Source organism: Nodularia harveyana UHCC-0300, assembly GCF_034931085.1.
Lineage (GTDB): Bacteria > Cyanobacteriota > Cyanobacteriia > Cyanobacteriales > Nostocaceae > Nodularia > Nodularia harveyana.
Genome location: NZ_JAYGHG010000021.1, coordinates 40,077 through 59,267, shown reverse-complemented (window position 1 = coordinate 59,267; position 19,191 = coordinate 40,077). Strand labels below are relative to the sequence as shown.

Here is a 19,191-nt window from a genome sequence, read left to right as displayed (position 1 = left end):
CATTCATTAACCAAGCATGAACCTGTCCATTGCTATGTCGCCAGAGAATATCTGTGTTGCCATCACGGTTGAAGTCACCAGTTCCTTGAATTTGCCACTCAAGACCAGGAGATTCTAAATCCACTCGACCAAAGACTTGTGTCCCATTCATTAACCAAGCATGAACCTGTCCATTGCTATGTCGCCAGAGAATATCTGTGTTGCCATCACGGTTGAAGTCACCAGTTCCTTGAATTTGCCACTCAAGACCAGGAGATTCTAAATCCACTCGGTCAAGAACGTGTATCCCGTTCATCAACCAAGTATGAACCTGTCCATTGCTATGTCGCCAGAGAATATCTGTGTTGCCATCACGGTTGAAGTTAGCTTGGGCTGATGCTGAACTAGAAGATAGGATACAAGTAACAAATGTAGTTGCGAAAAAGATAAACTGTTGGCAGTTTTTAAACATAATTTTATAAGTCCTGATTTATTGAATAAAATCTGATTTGCATTTAGCTATTGGGATAGCCTACCAACATAATGCTTCTTTCAGGATGTCTGAGAAGTATTAAATATGTGATCTTAATCACGCAAGTTGCTTGAGCATGAAACGAATCATGGCAACATAAATAAATGCTTCAGTCGTCAACAAAGAGATATTTTTGGATTGTTTTGACCCAAAGACCTAATTTTTCGCTAACTTCACTAGACTTTCCATATAGCAAAACTTGTAGAGGTAAGTCTACAAGTTTATGGTTTTTTATATTAAATTCTCAACTTAGGTCTAACTTAATTGTTCATGCTTAAATTTCCCTTTAATAGATTTGTTAAAGTATTGACCTTTAGACGGTGCATTGTCTAAGTCTTGTTTGACGCTGGGAGGTACTTTGAAATATTCGTAAACACTGCCACTATCAAATTCAATGGTCAGTGTTTGAAGTTGGGGATTATAGCTATATTGCTTAATCACGCTGCCTTCTGGCTTGAGTAACGGAAAGGCGATCGCATCCCGAATACTGGCACAATCAGTTAATAGCATCACTAACCGATCAATGCCAATCCCCAAACCACCTGTAGGCGGCATTCCATATTCTAAAGCTGTAATAAAGTCCTCATCGACACCTTGGGCTTCTAAGTCACCAGCAGCCTTGAGCGCGGCTTGGGCTTCTAAACGTTCTCTTTGATCTACGGGATCAGTTAACTCAGAGAAGCTGTTAGCCGTCTCTCGCCCCACAATAAATAACTCAAATCTTTCCACCAAACCAGGCTGAGAACGATGAGGTTTAGCTAAAGGTGAAATTTCTACAGGATAGTCAATAACAAAGGTCGGCTGAATTAAGTTTTCTTCTATCTTTTGTTCAAAGGCTGCATTTAAAAGTTTACCCATTGAAGGGACATCTTCTATACCTTTAAGCCCTGCGTTTTTACTAGCAGCTTTCGCTTCATCTAATGTCGAGAAAGAATTAAAATCCAACCCTGTATATTCTTTAACTAAATCGTGCATCGTCACCCGTCGCCAAGGTGCTGATAAATCTATCGCTGTCCCTTGGTAGGTAATTTGCAATGTGCCAAGTACCTCTTGGGCAACAGTAGTAATAATTCCCTCTGTCAGCGCCATCATATCGTTGTAATCAACGTAGGCTTGGTAAACTTCAATAGAGGTAAATTCAGGATTGTGGCGAGTCGATACGCCCTCATTCCGAAAAATTCGCCCTAATTCAAAGACTTTCTCAAAACCACCGACAATCAACCGCTTTAAATGCAGTTCTGTCGCAATTCGCAGATACAACTCCATATCCAAGGTGTTGTGGTAAGTCACAAACGGACGCGCATCAGCACCACCAGCTTCACTTTGCAAAACTGGCGTTTCAATTTCCAGAAAATCCCGTTCTGTCAAATAGCGACGTATCCCCGCAGTAATTTGGGCGCGGCGGCGAAAAGTTTGCCGGACTTCCGGGTTAACAATCAAATCAACATAGCGCTGACGATAGCGTTTCGCCACATCTGTCAAACCATGCCACTTATCGGGTAAAGGTAACAGAGATTTAGTCAGGATGCTGTATTCTTTGACGTAGACAGATAATTCGCCCTTTTCAGTCCGTTTAATTGTACCTTTGACTCCCAGAATATCACCGGCATCTGTCAGTTGTTTGAGGTGAGTGAAGGCATCAGCATCAGCATCAGCCATGCATTCTTGAATGCGAGTTTTCTCTAAGTAAAGTTGAATAGTGCCAGTTTCATCTTGCAACGTGAAGAAAGCCAGTTTACCGAAAACCCGACGCGCCATAATGCGTCCAGCAACGGCAACATCTAGATCAACTTCTTCACCACTGGGTAAATCGGCAAATTGTGCTTGTAATTCGGCTGTGTGATGGGTCAATTCCCAACGATAGGCGTAAGGATTAGATCCTAGCTGCTTGAGTTGGTTGACTTTTTCCAGCCTAGCGTCACGGATATCTTCTTCCGACATGGTAACGAACTAAATAGGGCAAGATTCATTATAGATGCTGGAACAGTTGGCAATCATAGATATTTGTGATGTGTGAGCTACCTTAACAATGCCAGTCCAGTCTATGAAACCTTTAATTTTGTCCTATTTGTCGCAAATGCCGAGATGAAATAGCTTCCATTTTCAGGTTGGTAAGTTGCATGATTGCATCTACCAGGTTTTTTTGTTCTCGGGGTAAATTTAGTTTTTCTAATCCCTGAGATATATCGTCACCAGAACGCATATTTTTAGCTAGTTTAGATATTTGAGATGAATTTAATACTGCCCCGATTTCTTTATTTCTTCTCTGGCGTACAGCTTGGAGTTGTTGCTGCTGTTGTGGTGTGAGGTTAGTATCCGAAAATAAGCTACTACCAGTATTGTTGTTGGCAAACTGGGCAAGAATGATACTGGGAGTAAGATTGGTGTGAACTGGTGCAGCCAAGGCAATTCCTGGAACAAAGATCACAAAGGCCAGGATACTAGCGAATACAGATAGCCGTTTTATCAGGTGAATTGCCATATTGAGAAATGCCTAAATCAAATTTTCTGCTGAGATATATTTCAGCCTAGAAAGTATTATCCAACGTCAGGGAATATCGCAAGATAAATTATAACTTTCTCCCCATTCCCCATTTCCCAGTCCCCAATCTGCTACTCAGACCCTTTCATTTTGTTAATTTCTTGTTGTAATTCTTCAATTTGTTGTCGCAAATTTTCTACTTCTTCTGGGGAGGGTTCGGCAGTAACATTTACCGCACCGGATGCTGTGCGCTGATAATTTCCTCGGCGAATTTGCTGGTATTGTTCTGATACTGACCATTCCTGTAAATACCGAATACGTTCCACGGGGAAAGGATGGCTCAACATTGTGCCTTGAGCGCCGTTATAAATCAAGAATTTATAAACCTGATTTAGTCCATCTTCATCTAGTGCATGATAATTTTCTGACTGCTTCATAAACTCCGGCAAACTGCACTCATGTGCATATTTGATACTACCGCCAGAAAGTTTCATCATGGATGACATGACAACATTTAAATCATCCATGACTAATAAAGCTGCCCGATCTGCGGTTAACTCAGCTTTACGTCGCCATTCAAAAAAGGCATAAATCAAAGCCTGAGAGACGAAATTACCAATACCAAAGGTTAATTCCCCCAAGACAGAAGCGGCATTCATCGCCCACATCGCCATTTGAATTAAAATAGTATGGCCACATTTAATATGCCCCAATTCATGGGCTAACACCGCCCGAATCTCGGCTTCGTCCAGTAAGTCTAGTATCCCTGTATTGATGACTATGTAAGGATTCTCTTGCCCCAGGGCATAGCTATTTGCTTGGGGATTCTGCGCGACAAACAGTGCTGGTTCTGGGTAAATGTCTAAATCCCGCACACATTCGCGGAACATCTGGTAAATAGTGGAATATTGCCGCGGCCCTACTTGGATGGCGTTGCCCATTAGATAGACTAACTGAGGGCGTTCGTAGACAAATTCCACGAATTTACGAGCTATTAAATCAAATCCGGGTAAATTTCGTAAAGCTTCTTCGGCTTGGCGATCCAGTGGATGTCTGAAGGCTTCGCTGGAGATTCCTGTGTATGTTGGCATAATTTAATCAGTGAACAGTGAACAGTGAACAGTGAACAGTCTAAGTTATTAGTCTCATAACTGGTAACTGATGACTGATAACTGAATAATAGAAATGGGGCAGTTGGAATTAGAAATCACTTTGTATGGGATGAAAAGCTTGTGATTGAGGCTGAAGTTCATTTGTCACTACATAACTTTCTGCGATCGCAGGCGGGGTTTCCTTCCTGGCCCCATCACTTAACGATGGCACGGTTGGTAGCACGCGCGTTGCGGCTAGGACGTAGCGCCTTAATTCAAGTTGGGGCTGTTTCTGGTTATCAAGGTCGATATCGCACGAGTTTTGTAGCATCAGCTTTAATGTGGCATGGCCCTGTGATTATTGTCGCCCCAGAAGCAGTTCAGCTGCGTCTCCTACAAGTGGAAATTCCTCGTCTCCAGCCTTGGCTACAAGTTAACAAACCCATCAGAACAGGTAAAGTTTGGCCAGGATCTGATTTTCAAGGATTACTCCTCACCTCCCCAGAAGCTTGGTTAAAAGGGCAGTTTACATCTACTGATGATTTTCCTCCAGGGATTCCCACAATTATTGATGGGGTAGATGATTTAGAAGATTGGGTTCGTGATCAGCTGACCCAGGAGATTCAACCCCATGACTGGGATCAACTCATGTTAGCTTGTCCTGACAAAGCCGAGATCATTCGCTCTGCACGGGCGCAACTCACACATGAACTGTTTCAACACCCAGCCAATCCCTCGGAGTGCTATTTAATTTCTCCTTCGGAAGTAGATATTTTGGCTGATTTATCTTTAAACCTGGAATCAGAGGCGACATTACCAGATCCCTGGAAAAATTTATGGTCATCATTTCCACCCAGAGAAAATTTCCCTACCTCTCCTCTATTGTGGGCAACAATTGCCCGTCGTCAAGGGTTATTTTATTTACACTCCGCCCCTATTGAATTAGGCTCAAGTTTGAGGGAGATTTGGCAAAGACAACCGGTAGTATTAGTTGGTAGTGCGTTAGAACCGGAAACTGAAGCTCCTCTGTTTCGCCAACGTTTGGGTTTAGATGATGTAACTTGCTTGAAGTTTTCTAATGATCACCAAGGTACACCTATTCAACTGTATGTACCCCATAAGTTACCTCTACCCAATACTCCGGAGTTTCAAGCAGCATTTATTCACAAGGTGCGGACGCTGGTTTGTTTGAGTGCGACAGCCCCAGGTTTGACGGTGGTATTAGTGGGAGATGTGCCACTGAAGGCTCAAGTAGGTGCGATTCTGGCTTCTGAGTTTGGTTCACGGGTACAGGTGGAAAAAACTTGTTTGGATGAAAATGGGATTTTAATCAGTGGGTGGGAATTTTGGCGGGAGCATCAATCGGTTTTACCCGCACCCCATCTGTTAATTATTGCAACATTGCCTTTACCATCTTTAGAAAATCCTCTGGTGGCTGGTAAGGTTGCTCACTACAAGCGATCGCATCAGGATTGGTTTCGGTTATTCTTGTTACCAGCTGCTTTGAATGAATTACAACGGGCGATCGCACCAGTTAGAGAAAGTCATGGTATTGTAGCCCTACTCGATAGTCGTGTAGTGAATCGCAGCTATGGCGCTCAAGTGTTGGCTGTCCTCAGTCCTCTAGCACGCATTAACTACCTTGACCCTAGTTTGTTTTCCCACAGTAGCGAGGAAGATTCCGACTAGTTGAGTATTTACGTTTTGTCAATTCCAGCGCGATCGCCCCATTACAAGCGCTATCATCAACCTTGGAGCCAGTTTGTTCAAACCTCATTCAATTTGAGTTACTGATTATGGGTGAAGCAAAGCGTCGTAAAACCACATTGGGAGATAACTACGGTCAAGAAGACCGCATCTTACCCTGGGTTCCCATCACTAAAACCCAATCTGAACAGTTTATGCAGTTGACTACTCGTAGCACCTGGTTTTGTATTGGTGCTATCGTTGTTGCCTGGATCACTATCCGTTTTATCGGTCCAGCTTTCGGTTGGTGGGAAGTCGTTTATTAAAATCCTCACCGCTATAACTCAGAGTATCAACTATAGCGGTGGTCTCTACCTCTGTCCTCAAAACAGCCAAAAATTTCTCGAAAACTATCGCCACTCACAGGTTTTAGGTAACACATCAAAAGATTGCCAAACTTTACCATCTGGAGTGGCTTTTGGCCTGTCACTTCAAAAAGTGAAAAGAATCCTGTCGAAATGGAAACATACTTATTCTAAGTTCAGTCATTTTCAGTATTAAGCCATAGATACAGAGGATACCCACTTATTACTGTTGTGGAAAACACGGAAATTCTCCGGTTACATAACTCTCAAACAGCTTACATTACGACATCCTCAACCTGAACTACAGCAATTTTTATTGAAAGCAGTTACTAATTTATCTGTGGTTTGTTATTTTTTATCCCCGAAACTCACTCGCACACTGCTATATTCAGCCAACTCTATCCTTCTAGAAGGATTTGACTGTCTGCATTTCAGGGATTTATGCAATAATAAAAAATTTGCATCGCGGAAAACGCAAGTGTAATTAAGCACAAGTATCGAAAGAATACTTAAGTGATATTAAACATCTACCAGAAAATAATTTGGTAATATATGTCAAAAAAAAATAATAACCGTAACTTCTCTGTTGCTGAGTAACACCAAATTTGCGTTACTCTTAAAGCTGAATGTTTTTAGCAAGGAATCCGAGCATACAGAAAAACCTCAGAAAAAGGTTAAGATTATCAAATCTGTATGATCAGTCGAACTTAAAAATTGAATAGTTTGATACCGCAAGCTGAATATTTATCCACTACCCTAAGCAAGGTAGTCAACCTAACGATTTTATTAAATTCTGGTAAATGTAATGAATACCTTACAATACCAGTGGATGAAAAAAGCTAAAGAAAATATAAAAGAGACTAAAATGACTGTGGTGTCTGGAGGAAAAACGTGTTTCTGAGATTAGCGCATCAACATCGACAATTTGTCCAAGACTTGGTAATGAACCTACAAGCCTTGGCAATTGTACTAGAACGACGTGGATATCCTGCGTCCTGTTATACCTGTGGCGACCAAATGAATAGTGCTTCATTTATGGTTAGCTTAGGCGACAATCACTTAATTCGATTCTTGGTATCCGATTACGGAATTACTTGGACAGAAATGCGGGATGACCGCGAATTAATGAAATTAGAGGGTGCAGAAGCAATTAATCAGTTGCAAGAATTGGCTAATTTGATTAAAGAATCTACACCAGCTAGTTCATCTCATAAAACCCTGGCCAAAAAATGTTAGGGCTGACTGTATCTAATGTGGTACTTCAAAACAGGTTCTGATAGTTACTCCTGCATCTTCAGTTTATGGCTAGTAATTAATAATAGGTAATTGTGGCTAGGTTTCCAATTCCACATTACCTATTTAAAGTTGCTACCAATTGACATAACTCCTCTTCCTGAAGGATAAAGGATTCCTTAACGCTTCATTGGGTTGTGCTATACCTATCCCTCGACGTTCGTTTAAAATCTCCCAATGCCTTATGGCGACTAAACTAATTTTACCAGAAAGCCATCCTAAAAACGATGCACTGAGCAGGTCAGCAAGCTCACTGTAACACTTGCCGAAGTGGACGGGGCTTGTATCCCATTATTCTCGGTCAAGTCCTGATTACTGACCTGTGACAGATTTTCAGTGCGTTAATCAAGACCTTATGAGAAAATTCTTTCAGATTTGGAAAATACATAACTGTTAAGAAACTCAAAAATGTCTGAAGAACAAGCAAGACAATCACAATTACCACCAACTAGCGCCATTGATACGCCATCAAGCCAGGAATTTGAAACTTGGTTTGAATATCCAGTCAGAGTACAACCCCATCATACTGATTATGCAGGTATTGTCTGGCATGGTACATACATCGCTTGGATGGAAGAAGCGCGGATAGAATTATTACGGTCTATCGGTATTGATTTTGCTGATTTAGTGACGTTAGGCTGTGATTTACCAGTGGTAGAACTCTCAGTCCGTTATCACCGTGTAATTGAGTTAGGAACGGCTGTAATTGTCAAAACACGCATGACTGAAGTTACTGGTGTCCGCATCAACTGGGATTATGGAATTGTCTCAACTGATAAACAGCAATTGTATACTACTGCCAAGGTGACATTAGTAGCATTAGACCGCGAAAGAGGTAAAATCATGCGTCGATTACCTGCAAGTGTTCAAGACGCATTAACTAGGATTTCCACTGTAAACAATAATTAGCAGCAAGAGGATGAAGAATACAGATGCTTAAAGATTTTATTCTTCATCCTTTGTGATAGTTTAATTGAAATCAACTTACTGGTTTGGTGAAATTATTTGAGCCAATTGGGTCATCTGATGCCAAATATCTTGAGGTGTAATCCCAAAACCAATATTTAATAAAACTAGTATTGCCGCAATTGTCAAAGCATTCTTCAAAGTAGTTTTAAGAATTTTGAACAAGATGACAAATACTATCCAAGCCAGAATTAGGGTAGGAATCATCAATATTAATTGTTTAAAAACATCCCTTATTTAAGGGTAGAAGTCAACATTTTATTCAGGTAACAATTACTCTTATAAAAATAGCTACACCCAAGTTTTAATATTTATTATTAGTAATTATCCAGTAATTGTTATCTGTCAATTCTAGCTCATACTTTTAATATTTATTTTGCTAAATCAACTACTTTTGAGAAGATATGAGTAAATTTTGGTGATTGATTATTAAGGAGATATAAACTTTACCATTCAGTCAAATATATAGCAGGGGAGCAGCACTTCGGCTTACTTCGACTTCGCTCAGTACAAGCCGCTCAGTGTCCGGGGGCAGGGGGGGAGGATTAAAACTCCTGAATTACAAGGGTTTTATGATCCATTTTTGTCCTAACCACCTTGGCGGGTGCTATATCAGTCATCTATAAATAATTTCTTATATTTGCTTACACTAGTGAGGAGGTTTGTATGGAATCAACGACCTCACTAATGTTGTTATATTATCGAGTTGTGGGATGTAGCGAAATTACCTGGGAAGATTGTAAATTGTTAGCTATTGTTAAAACTTCTTGTCTTGCCCATTTATCTGCTGCCAAAATATCATCTAAACCAGGATTTTTACAGTTATGAGTTTGATGGCGATCGCACACTAATTCGATACACCGAGGAATATCTAAAAATTGAATTTTCTCTTCTAAAAATAACGCCACAACCTGTTCATTAGCAGCATTTAACACCGCCGGCATGGAACCCCCAGCCTGACCAGCAGCATAAGCCAACTGCATACAAGGATACTTTTGGTGGTCTGGTTCACGAAAAGTTAAATTACCAGCTTTCACCAAATCCAGCCTTTCCCAATCAGTATAAATCCGCTCAGGCCAAGACAAAGCATAAAGTAAAGGTAAGCGCATATCCGGCCAACCCAGTTGGGCTAAAACCGATGTATCTTGCAACTCAATCAACGAGTGAATAATGCTTTGGGGATGAATGACAATATCAATATCTTCATAATCCAAACCAAACAAAAAGTGAGCCTCAATTACCTCTAGTCCCTTATTCATCAAAGTAGCCGAGTCTACAGTAATTTTCTTCCCCATCGACCAGTTAGGATGTTTAAGCGCATCAGCAACCTTCACCTGGGCTAATTTTTCTACATCCCAATCGCGGAAAGCCCCACCAGAAGCAGTGAGCAAAATTCGCCGCAAACCACCAGAAGGAACACCTTGGAGACACTGAAATATTGCGGAATGCTCAGAATCAGCCGGTAATAATTTCACACCATGTTTTTCTACTAAAGGTAGAACCACCGGACCACCAGCAATCAAAGTTTCTTTATTCGCCAAGGCGATATCTTTACCAGCTTCAATAGCTGCAATAGTTGGTAATAAACCAGCACAACCCACAATACCCGTGACCACGGTTTCCGCATCACCATAACGGGCGACTTCTATTACCCCAGACATACCAGCCAGTAAAATCGGTTGCGGATTCAGGTCTTTGATAGCTGCTTGGAGTTCTGGTAATTTCTCCTCCGCAGAAATCGCCGCAATACTCGGACGAAACTGGCGAATTTGAGCCGCTAACATCTCGACATTACTTCCAGCAGCTAATCCCACAATCCGAAACTGGTCGGGATACTGAGCGACGATATCTAAAGTTTGAGTACCAATGGAGCCAGTAGAACCAACAAGAGTAATAGCTTTCACAATTGCTTTAAAATTTACAAACAACTTCCAGTTTGACATTCTCCCGTACCAGATGGCGGAAGATTCTCAGATCAAATATCATTACTTTTGATAAAACAATAGCCAAAAATTAATTAGGGGATGGCGAAATTAAGGTAAGTTCTTCAGATGTGCCTAAGATTTCACCACCAGGTAAATTGAGATTTTGTAAACTGGGATCATCTAATAGTAAATAAGATTTATCTGACCATCTTTGTTGTAAAACTGTGATATCTGCGGGAATAACTTGACAATCACAGTAAAAATCTAAACTAGGACGACTATAAGCAAAGGAAGTATAAATTTTTGTCCCTGGGGGAATATGGGCGCGAATTAACCCTGCTACTGGCTTGACTGCAAAGGTTTCGTTTAACTCCCAAATCCAGGATTGAGAACTCATTAATAATGCTAAAACTAGATACATTCCAGAAAATAGCACGGGAATAAAACGGCGATCGCACTGTTTAACTAACCATGCTGCTACACTCATACTAATTCCTAAAACCAAACTCATAGTAATTAATACAGGCTGGGGATCAGCCACAGCAAAGTAAACACATCCTCCTACACCTGCGAAAGCAATAATTCCTAAAAAGATTGCCCAATATTTATTAATCAAATGGTTATGCTGCCAAACTTCGCTCAGTTTCGCCCCAATTGCTAAAGCTAAAAAGGGATAAACTGGCATGATATACCAGGGTAGTTTGGTTTGCATTACAGAAATGCTGAGAAAATAAACAATTGTCCCGATGAGAACTAAACGCGCCCAGGTAGTATGACGTTGTTTTATAGCTAGATATAATCCTGACGGTAAAAATATCAGCCAGGGAAAACCGTATTTAATTAACTCTATTAAATAGTACCAAGGCAGACCACTATTACCTTCTACAGATTCTACAAGACGGTTAAAGGTTTGGGTCTGCAAATTGATTTCTAAGAAATTATTCCCATAGTATTGCCATTGAGCAATATACCAAGCCAAAGGCGCAGCAGTACCGCAAAACATTCCTACCCAGAAATAGAGATTTTTCCCCAAAGCTAATTGTCCGTCGGCAATCACAAATAAACAAGCGATCGCCCCCAACAGCAAAACTAGCATCCCCTTCGTCAACGTAATTAGCCCCAGACAAATGCCCACTCCTAGAGCATACCGTTGATTTTCACGGGATTTTAGGATAAAAAATAACATCAATAAAAAAAATGAAATACTCGCACCATCTAGCATTGCGAGTCGTCCATGACGCACCACAGGTAACATAGTTAAATAAACCAAAGCCGCAAACACAGCCGGCAAATGTTGTTTAAACATCAAACGCCCTACCGAGTAAAGCAAAGGTACTCCCAAAGCAGTTAATACTGCACCCGGTAAACGGGTTGTCCATTCATTCACCCCACCCAGAGAATAAGCCCCAGCAATCAATAAATGAATCAGAGGCGGCTTGTTCTGATATGGTTCCCCTCCCAAAACTGGATATAGCCAACGCATAGAACCAACGGGGGCGCGCCAAATTTCCCGCGCAACTTGTGCTACAGTTCCCTCATCCCAGTCACGTAAAGGTAAATTTCCCAAAAATATCAGCCACAGAATTAGAGATACCGCGACTAAGCTCAACAGCCATTCTTTTTCTCGGAATTTGAGCATATTTGAAATTAGCATGATCTTGGCAAACAACCTCTTAGCCTAATAGGGTGTTACAAATGCTCGAAAATATATAGAGATTCTTAAATTATTAAGCAATAATTCATTTAAGTATTTATGATATATGAATATAAATTTAAAAATTTAAACTAATTTAAGGTGTTAATTAGTCGAACTATTACTAACAATAAAATCACTGAATACATCTAAAAATGATTTGGAAGAAATAAGTAAAAAGTATAGAAATTAACGGCTGGGGTTACGTTCTTAATGGGAAACTATATTTAGTTAAGCATCGTCCGTCTACTTAATTGCAGACAGTTGTTTACACACATTCAGTTAAAAATTTAACTGCTGCTGAGAAAATCAATACTGATATTCAGTATTAAAGTATACGCAAATCAGTAAGTAGATGATGATCAAATTTTTTGGATATCACCCATACCCAAAAAATAATCGCTGAGTAGATTGATGTTTATTGTTAAACATCACAAATATAGCTGAGGAATGCACTTCGACTTACTGCGACTTAGTTCGACTTACTTCAACTGCGCTCAGTACAAGTCGCTTAGTGTTTGGGAGTGGAGACCATTTCTCAAAGCCTTATGATGTCTAATTCTCCTATATTTGAGCGCAGCTTTATACAGAATTAGTATAACTTCGTTATCAATTGCCATACAACCATAAGTATTGGTTAAGTGAGGAACTTGATTAACCATAACTTATATGTCGGAAATTTCTATCAATCTGTATCCAAAAGTTCTGGATGAATAGAAAAAATCTGTGTATCTAATATTTAGAAGCAGGTGTGCTATCAAGCACCGTCAGAACTGTGACTGGTGGTTCTACCTTTGAAGGAGCTATGAAGTGGAAAATAATAAGTCGTTTCTGTGGCCGCAAGGCATATTAATTGCTTTGCTGTTTTTGAGTGCTACTTTAAGTACGAGTGTGATGCTGCTGATTAGGCTGAATGCTTCTGAGGCTAAGATCCAACAAAGTAGAGATATCCATAATTTATCTGTGGCTAAAGTTGGAACTCACCAACGAATTGAAGGGTTAAAAGCGACTATGCTTACAAGTTTGCAGCAAGAAGCTAATACTAAGGGTTTTACCTCTGCTGCACCAGCAAGCTTTGAAGGAGTAACTATTAAGGAGGTGAGACTTAGTCCAGATAAAAAAGTAATTGCTCTCACTTTTGATGATGGCCCTTGGCCAGAAACTACTGCACAAGTACTAGATATTCTTAAAAAAAATAATATTAAAGCGACATTTTTTGTTGTTGGTAAAAATGTCAAAAATTATCCCCACCTAGCCAAGCGGGTAATTGCTGAAGGTCATGCTATTGGTAATCATACTTGGCATCATTGGTATCATTATATGAATCCTAAGGCGGCTGCTTACGAAATTGATCACACAACAGAAGTAATTTATAAAACTGTTGGTGTGAAAACGAATTTGTTTCGACCACCGGGGGGAATTATGCACAATGGAGTGGCTGCTTACGCGAGAAACAATAAGTATGCAGTTATTATGTGGTCGTCTGATTCTTTAGATTATTCCCGTCCTCAAGTACCAAACTTAATCAATAATGTGTTTAGAAATGCACAACCTGGTGGTATTGTGTTGTTGCATGATGGTGGTGGAAATCGTTCTCAAACTGTGCAAGCTTTACCGGAAATTATTAATAAGTTTCGTCAGCAAGGCTATAGTTTTGTGACTGTTCCAGAGTTGTTAGCCATGAAAGAAAAGCAACAAAGATTGATGGCAAATTAAAAATCAGGCCTTTGATTAGGGAAGCTTCTCCCAAAGGAAGAAGGAAGAGGGAAAAAGATTTCACTCACTTGACAATTAGTGCGTTGTAAAACTATTCCCTATTCCCTACATTTTGTTGTTGATAATTAGACGGAACTCAACTGTTTTTCTAGGACTGCTTGAGAATTTGCTTCTGGGCTATCAGCTTCAGATGGTGGTACTACTTGCCAGAATTTAGGCAGGTATTCTGACCAATTTTGCAGAATCATTTTCGCTTTTGGTGAACCTGTGCGATCGCCATGAGTTTTAATTAACTCTTGTAGTTGTTTTGCACCAGCATCTGTCACTACGCGCTGAATTTTGACAATTTCGGGATTGATTAATTCCGGGAAGGAATTGTCTTCATCTAAGAAATATGCCAGTCCTCCAGTCATACCTGCGCCGACGTTACGTCCAACTTTACCGAGGACAACAATCACGCCGCCAGTCATGTACTCACAGCAGTGATCTCCAGCACCTTCAATCACTGCCGTACCTTTGGAGTTCCGCACAGCGAAGCGTTCTCCCGCTAAACCGTTGGCAAATAATACCCCACCGGTGGAACCATAAAGACAGGTATTGCCAACTATGACGTTGTGGGCTGGGTCATAAGTGGCATCAGATGGGGGTTTGATGATGATTTCACCACCGTGCATCCCCTTACCTACATAGTCGTTGGCTTCTCCTTCTAGTTTGAGAATCATGCCGGGGAGATTAAAAGCACCAAAGCTTTGCCCTACACTACCTTGGAAATTCAGGTTAATTTGTCCTTTAAAACCACCATCACCATACTGGGAAGCAATCGCCCCAGCTAACCGTGCGCCTACTGTTCTATCAGTGTTAACTACCTGTAAGGTTTTGCTGGCAGTGGATTGATTTTTGATCGCTGTTTGAATTTCCGCATCAGCTAACAATTGGTCATCTAATACCACACCGTTGCTGTGAACTTCTTCATGTACCAACCAGCTACGATCATTTTTAGCATCTGGTAGCTGAAGTAAACAATTAAGGTTGAGTCCTTGGGTTTTGCTGACTTTTGCCCCGGCGCGTGTTTTCAACAAATCAGCCCGGCCGACAATATCTAATAAGGAACGGTAGCCTAGTCTTGCTAGTAGATGACGGACTTCTTCGGCGATGAAGTAGAAGAAATTGACAACGTGTTCTGGCATTCCTGTAAAGCGTTTGCGGAGTTCTTCTTTTTGGGAAGCAACACCCACAGGGCAGTTATTGGTATGGCAAATCCGCGCCATAATACAGCCTTCTGCAATCATGGCGATGGAACCAAAACCAAATTCCTCACCACCCATCAACGCACCTATTACCACATCCCAACCACTTTTTAGCCCGCCATCTACACGTAAAATCACGCGATCGCGCAGGCCGTTTTGCATCAAGACCCGATGTACTTCACTTAAACCCAGTTCCCAAGGTGAACCAGCGTGTTTAATGGAACTCAGTGGCGATGCGCCAGTACCACCATCATGACCAGATATCTGAATAATATCAGCGTTGGCTTTAGCTACACCCGCAGCGATGGTTCCAATGCCAATTTCTGCTACCAGCTTCACTGATACCTGTGCTTTGGGGTTAATTTGGTGCAGGTCAAAAATTAGCTGTGCTAAATCTTCAATGGAATAAATATCATGGTGCGGTGGTGGTGAAATCAGTGTTACACCGGCTTTGGAACGCCGCAGCATGGCAATGTAAGGGCTAACTTTTGCCCCTGGTAGTTGTCCACCTTCCCCGGGTTTTGCACCTTGGGCGATTTTAATTTCAATTTGTCTGGCGCTGCTTAAATATCCTGGTGTTACGCCAAAGCGTCCTGATGCGACTTGTTTAATGGCACTAGAAGCTGTGTCACCATTCCGCAATCCATGTAAATGAGGTAAGGTGGGGGATTTACCTGCTGTATCAACATCATTTAGCACCTCATAACGGACTGGATCTTCGCCGCCTTCTCCAGAGTTAGATTTGCCGCCAATGCGGTTCATGGCGATCGCCAGAGTTTCATGAGCTTCTCGTGACAACGCGCCCAAAGACATTCCACCGGTGCAGAAGCGTTTCACAATCTCGTTAACTGATTCTACTTCTTCCAAAGGAATGGACGGGCGATCGCCTGCAAAATCCAGCAAATCACGCAAAGCAGTTACTGGTCGCCCTTGTAGGTGTTGTTTGTAAACTTCATAATGGTCGTATTGCTTGCCATCCACCGCCTTATGCAGCGCCTTAGCCAATTCCGGATTATTCATGTGGTATTCGCCCTTGGGAAAATACTGCACAAAACCCAGATTTTCCAACTTCTTCGCCGTCAGTTCTGGAAAAGCCTTGTGATGGAAAGATAGTACCTCTTGTGCTAATTCGCTTACACTTAATCCACCAATGCGGGAAGTTGTACCATAGAATCCCAACGCTAATAAATCACCACCGATCCCAATAGCTTCAAAAATTTGAGCTGCTTGATAGCTAGCAAGTAAAGAAATTCCCATTTTCGAGAGAATTTTCAGTAAACCAGAATTTACAGCTTTGCGATAATTGCCTAAAGCCTCTTCTAAGCTAATCGCCGGGAGTTTACCCCGTTCCATAAACTTTTGAGTTTTCGGTTCCCACCACCAATTACGGACAGTATCCAAAGCTGTGTAAGGACAAACCGCATCCACACCATAACCAATCAAACAAGCAAAGTGATGAGTACTCCAGCACTGGGCTGTATTCACAATCAGCGAAGTTTGGGTTCGCAATCCTTCCCGAATCAAATGATGATGTACAGCACCTGCTGCTAACAGAGGAGGAATATAAGTATATTCAGCACTTATATCACTTCCACTACACTCAGTGTTAACATTTTCCCCTGACAGATAGCGATCGCTCAAAATCAAAATCTTGGCACCAGCCTTGACAGATTCCGCAGCTTGTAGTTGTAAAGACCGCACTGCATTTTGTAACCCATTTGGGCCATCAGCAATGGTAAACAACGTTGAGACTACCGCCGTAGCCAACCCCGATAACCGAATCGCCTCCAATTCAGACTCCAGCAATACTGGCGATTCTAACTTCAGTTTCCGGGCGTGTTCTGGCTTCACTTCCAATAAATTACCCCGTTCCCCCAGTTCCACATTTAAAGACATCACCAACTTTTCCCGTAACGGGTCAATAGCCGGGTTTGTCACCTGTGCAAAACGTTGTTTGAAATAGTCATATAACAAGTGGGGTTTTTCTGACAGCACCGCTAAAGGAATATCATCACCCATGCAGAAAGTCGGCTCCTTACCCTCAACCGCCATTGGTTGAATCACCATTTCTACATCTTCTGTGGTGTAACCAAAAGCTAACTGATGACGTAGTAAACTTTGTCCGTCAATTTTGTTCGTCGGAGCATGACCATTACCATTACTATCCTGTGAACTTTCCCCTACTAGGTCTTTAAGTTCCTGACGATATTGTTTTAACCACTTTCCATAGGGATACTGGCTAGCGACACGCTGTTTAATATCCCAATTTTTCAGGACTTCATGTTTAACTAAATCCACAGCAATCATTTGTCCTGGGCCAAGTCTGCCTTTCTCAAGAATGTTGGCTTCTGGGATATCAACTACCCCGGCTTCCGAACCCACAACAATATAATCATCTTTAGTAATTACGTAACGAGCCGGTCTTAAACCATTCCGATCTAAGGTTGCGCCAACTTTTTCACCATCACTAAATACTAAAAGGGCTGGGCCGTCCCATGCTTCTTGCAGACCACTGTAATATTCGTAAAAATCGACAATTTCTGGATATTTCGCTAAAGAAGGCTGATTTTGATATGCCTCTGGCACCATCATCATTAAGGCTTCTAAGGGGCTGCGTCCCGAACGCACCATTAATTCCAGAACGTTATCTAGGGTAGCTGAATCACTATTATCAATGTGAACCAAAGGCTTAAATTCATCAGCCCGATTTCCCCACACCGGATGATTCAAGCTAGCTTCTCTGGCCGTCATCCAGTTAATGTTACCCAATAGGGTATTAATTTCACCATTGTGTCCTAACAACCGCATCGGTTGAGCTAAAGGCCACTTAGGCATGGTATTGGTGCTAAAGCGGCGATGATAAACTGCAAAAGCACTTTTATAAGCCGGATTCTTTAAATCCAGATAAAACTCACTCAAGATTGCTGAACGCACCATGCCTTTATAGACAATTGTGCGGCTGGACAAGGAGCAAATATAAAACTCTTCGGAAATATTTTTCGTAGCTTTGAAGATTCTTCTGCGAGTAATATATAGTTCTCTTTCTAGTTCTTCCCCACTCTTATCAGCTGATGCGAGAAAAACTTGCTCTATTTGGGGTTGATTTTCTCTGGCTTGTTTCCCCAATGAATCAGGTTGCACTGGCACTACTCGCCATCCCAGAACAGTGAATTTCTCTTCTGCGGCTATTTCCTCGAATTTTGCCTTAATTTTTTGCGTAATTTCGGGATTTTGCGGGAGAAATAACATCCCCACCGCTATATTTTCAGAGGAATAGTCTTTTTGGAACAACTCCCAAGGTATAGCTGTCAATATTCCTGCGCCATCTCCAGAATCTTGGTCAGCGCTACAACCACCCCGGTGTTCTAAGCAGGTCAAAGCCGCTAAAGCTTTGCTGACAATTTCGTGGCTGGCATGATTCTGGCGATGAGCAATAAAACCTACACCACAGGCATCTCGTTCTTCTACTAACCACTTTTGTCCCTGATAGTTGTCCTGAGAGTTAATATCGGAAATGTTCATTTTTTGTGATTGATGCATCGCTTGATTTTTCATACCCTGTTCCTGAGATGGTTAGTCACAAATATTGCCAGTATTTGTGAGAAAAATTTGCTAGTCCTGAGCGTAGCCTGATGGCTAAACTTTCTTTCCTGAGAAATACATAAATAACCGAAATTTACGGAAAAAAATTTTAACTTCGGCTTTTTTCTTCTTTGACCATGTTAAAATTATTACGGTACTTTTTTTATATTTTATGTGTTAGTGCTAAGTTAGACAAATTAACTGAGAACTCACAGCCCTTTACTCATATCTTCGTCGCGCAGCGTGGCTTTAGCCATAACTATATTTTTGCTCAATTCTCTATTCCCAAATTCAAATTAGCTTTCAGCTAAAAGTTATTTGGCTGCTGCATAACACAACTTTGTTTCAGATGCCAAATTTATCCTGATTTAGCCACAAAATCAGCGTATTACACAACATACCCATTTGACAATTACTCAAAATATCTGTTGTTGTGTATATATATTGTTTGCTGATTATGTGATTTCTATTGCTACAAGACAAACCTCAGATAAGTTTATGAGGATTCAATATTTTAAACCAGTTTTGAGCAATAGAACCACCGTGCATAGTCACACTGGAACTAATGGTATTTGAAACACCTAGTAACAGTGGTTTTAATAGTATGATTACTTGTTGAACTTGGCAAGAGACA

The 19,191-nt window shown here is 41.2% G+C and carries 13 protein-coding genes; 5 read left to right on the top strand and 8 right to left on the bottom strand.

Annotated features, from left to right (window positions below; all coding sequences use genetic code 11):
* The 4 genes from VB620_RS13305 to VB620_RS13290 form a co-directional block, all read right to left on the bottom strand.
* The coding region (locus tag VB620_RS13305) for an FG-GAP repeat domain-containing protein (protein WP_323196630.1) at positions 1 to 451 on the bottom strand (451 nt) is incomplete at its 3' end.
* A 315-nt stretch (positions 452 to 766) separates the two neighbouring features.
* Complete coding sequence (lysS, locus tag VB620_RS13300; protein ID WP_323196629.1) at positions 767 to 2,452, bottom strand: lysine--tRNA ligase; 1,686 nt, start codon at positions 2,450 to 2,452, stop codon at positions 767 to 769.
* A gap of 112 nt (positions 2,453 to 2,564) precedes the next feature.
* Positions 2,565 to 2,993: a hypothetical protein gene (locus VB620_RS13295; RefSeq protein ID WP_323196628.1), complete on the bottom strand. Its 429-nt coding sequence runs from the start codon at positions 2,991 to 2,993 to the stop codon at positions 2,565 to 2,567.
* A 131-nt stretch (positions 2,994 to 3,124) separates the two neighbouring features.
* Complete coding sequence (locus VB620_RS13290) at positions 3,125 to 4,084, bottom strand: M48 family metallopeptidase (protein ID WP_323196627.1); 960 nt, start codon at positions 4,082 to 4,084, stop codon at positions 3,125 to 3,127.
* A 141-nt stretch (positions 4,085 to 4,225) separates the two neighbouring features.
* On the opposite strand from VB620_RS13290, the gene VB620_RS13285 reads away from it, so the two are divergent.
* The 4 genes from VB620_RS13285 to VB620_RS13270 all read left to right on the top strand — a co-directional run bounded on the left by VB620_RS13285 (position 4,226) and on the right by VB620_RS13270 (position 8,337).
* On the top strand, positions 4,226 to 5,773 hold the full coding sequence (locus VB620_RS13285) for an ATP-dependent DNA helicase (protein ID WP_323196626.1): 1,548 nt from the start codon (positions 4,226 to 4,228) through the stop codon (positions 5,771 to 5,773).
* A 107-nt stretch (positions 5,774 to 5,880) separates the two neighbouring features.
* Positions 5,881 to 6,096 (top strand): DUF2839 domain-containing protein, encoded by a 216-nt coding sequence (locus VB620_RS13280; protein WP_323196625.1) that lies wholly within the window; start codon positions 5,881 to 5,883, stop codon positions 6,094 to 6,096.
* 930 nt (positions 6,097 to 7,026) lie between these two features.
* Positions 7,027 to 7,371: a DUF1815 family protein gene (locus VB620_RS13275; RefSeq protein WP_323196624.1), complete on the top strand. Its 345-nt coding sequence runs from the start codon at positions 7,027 to 7,029 to the stop codon at positions 7,369 to 7,371.
* 465 nt (positions 7,372 to 7,836) lie between these two features.
* Complete coding sequence (locus VB620_RS13270) at positions 7,837 to 8,337, top strand: acyl-CoA thioesterase (RefSeq protein WP_323196623.1); 501 nt, start codon at positions 7,837 to 7,839, stop codon at positions 8,335 to 8,337.
* 75 nt (positions 8,338 to 8,412) lie between these two features.
* On the opposite strand, the gene VB620_RS13265 is transcribed toward VB620_RS13270, so the two are convergent.
* The 3 genes from VB620_RS13265 to VB620_RS13255 all read right to left on the bottom strand — a co-directional run bounded on the left by VB620_RS13265 (position 8,413) and on the right by VB620_RS13255 (position 11,958).
* Positions 8,413 to 8,601, bottom strand: a complete 189-nt coding sequence (locus VB620_RS13265; protein WP_323196622.1) for a hypothetical protein — start codon at positions 8,599 to 8,601, stop codon at positions 8,413 to 8,415.
* A gap of 491 nt (positions 8,602 to 9,092) precedes the next feature.
* On the bottom strand, positions 9,093 to 10,298 hold the full coding sequence (locus tag VB620_RS13260; protein ID WP_323196652.1) for a 1-deoxy-D-xylulose-5-phosphate reductoisomerase: 1,206 nt from the start codon (positions 10,296 to 10,298) through the stop codon (positions 9,093 to 9,095).
* Between the two features lie 109 nt (positions 10,299 to 10,407).
* Positions 10,408 to 11,958: an ArnT family glycosyltransferase gene (locus VB620_RS13255; protein WP_323196651.1), complete on the bottom strand. Its 1,551-nt coding sequence runs from the start codon at positions 11,956 to 11,958 to the stop codon at positions 10,408 to 10,410.
* Positions 11,959 to 12,822: 864 nt separating this feature from the next.
* On the opposite strand from VB620_RS13255, the gene VB620_RS13250 reads away from it, so the two are divergent.
* A complete protein-coding gene (locus tag VB620_RS13250) occupies positions 12,823 to 13,728 on the top strand; it encodes a polysaccharide deacetylase family protein (protein WP_323196621.1) in 906 nt (301 codons plus the stop codon).
* A gap of 125 nt (positions 13,729 to 13,853) precedes the next feature.
* On the opposite strand, the gene VB620_RS13245 is transcribed toward VB620_RS13250, so the two are convergent.
* A complete protein-coding gene (locus VB620_RS13245; RefSeq protein ID WP_323196620.1) occupies positions 13,854 to 18,530 on the bottom strand; it encodes a glutamate synthase-related protein in 4,677 nt (1,558 codons plus the stop codon).
* Positions 18,531 to 19,191: the final 661 nt, after the last annotated feature.

Excerpts from the sequence above, each read along its gene's own strand:
- lysS (WP_323196629.1), bottom strand. The coding sequence starts at position 2,452 with ATGTCGGAAGAAGATATCCGTGACGCTAGGCTGGAAAAAGTCAACCAA.
- VB620_RS13295 (WP_323196628.1), bottom strand. The coding sequence starts at position 2,993 with ATGGCAATTCACCTGATAAAACGGCTATCTGTATTCGCTAGTATCCTG.
- VB620_RS13290 (WP_323196627.1), bottom strand. The coding sequence starts at position 4,084 with ATGCCAACATACACAGGAATCTCCAGCGAAGCCTTCAGACATCCACTG.
- VB620_RS13280 (WP_323196625.1), top strand. The coding sequence starts at position 5,881 with ATGGGTGAAGCAAAGCGTCGTAAAACCACATTGGGAGATAACTACGGT.
- VB620_RS13270 (WP_323196623.1), top strand. The coding sequence starts at position 7,837 with ATGTCTGAAGAACAAGCAAGACAATCACAATTACCACCAACTAGCGCC.
- VB620_RS13265 (WP_323196622.1), bottom strand. The coding sequence starts at position 8,601 with ATGATTCCTACCCTAATTCTGGCTTGGATAGTATTTGTCATCTTGTTC.
- VB620_RS13255 (WP_323196651.1), bottom strand. The coding sequence starts at position 11,958 with ATGCTCAAATTCCGAGAAAAAGAATGGCTGTTGAGCTTAGTCGCGGTA.
- VB620_RS13245 (WP_323196620.1), bottom strand. The coding sequence starts at position 18,530 with ATGAAAAATCAAGCGATGCATCAATCACAAAAAATGAACATTTCCGAT.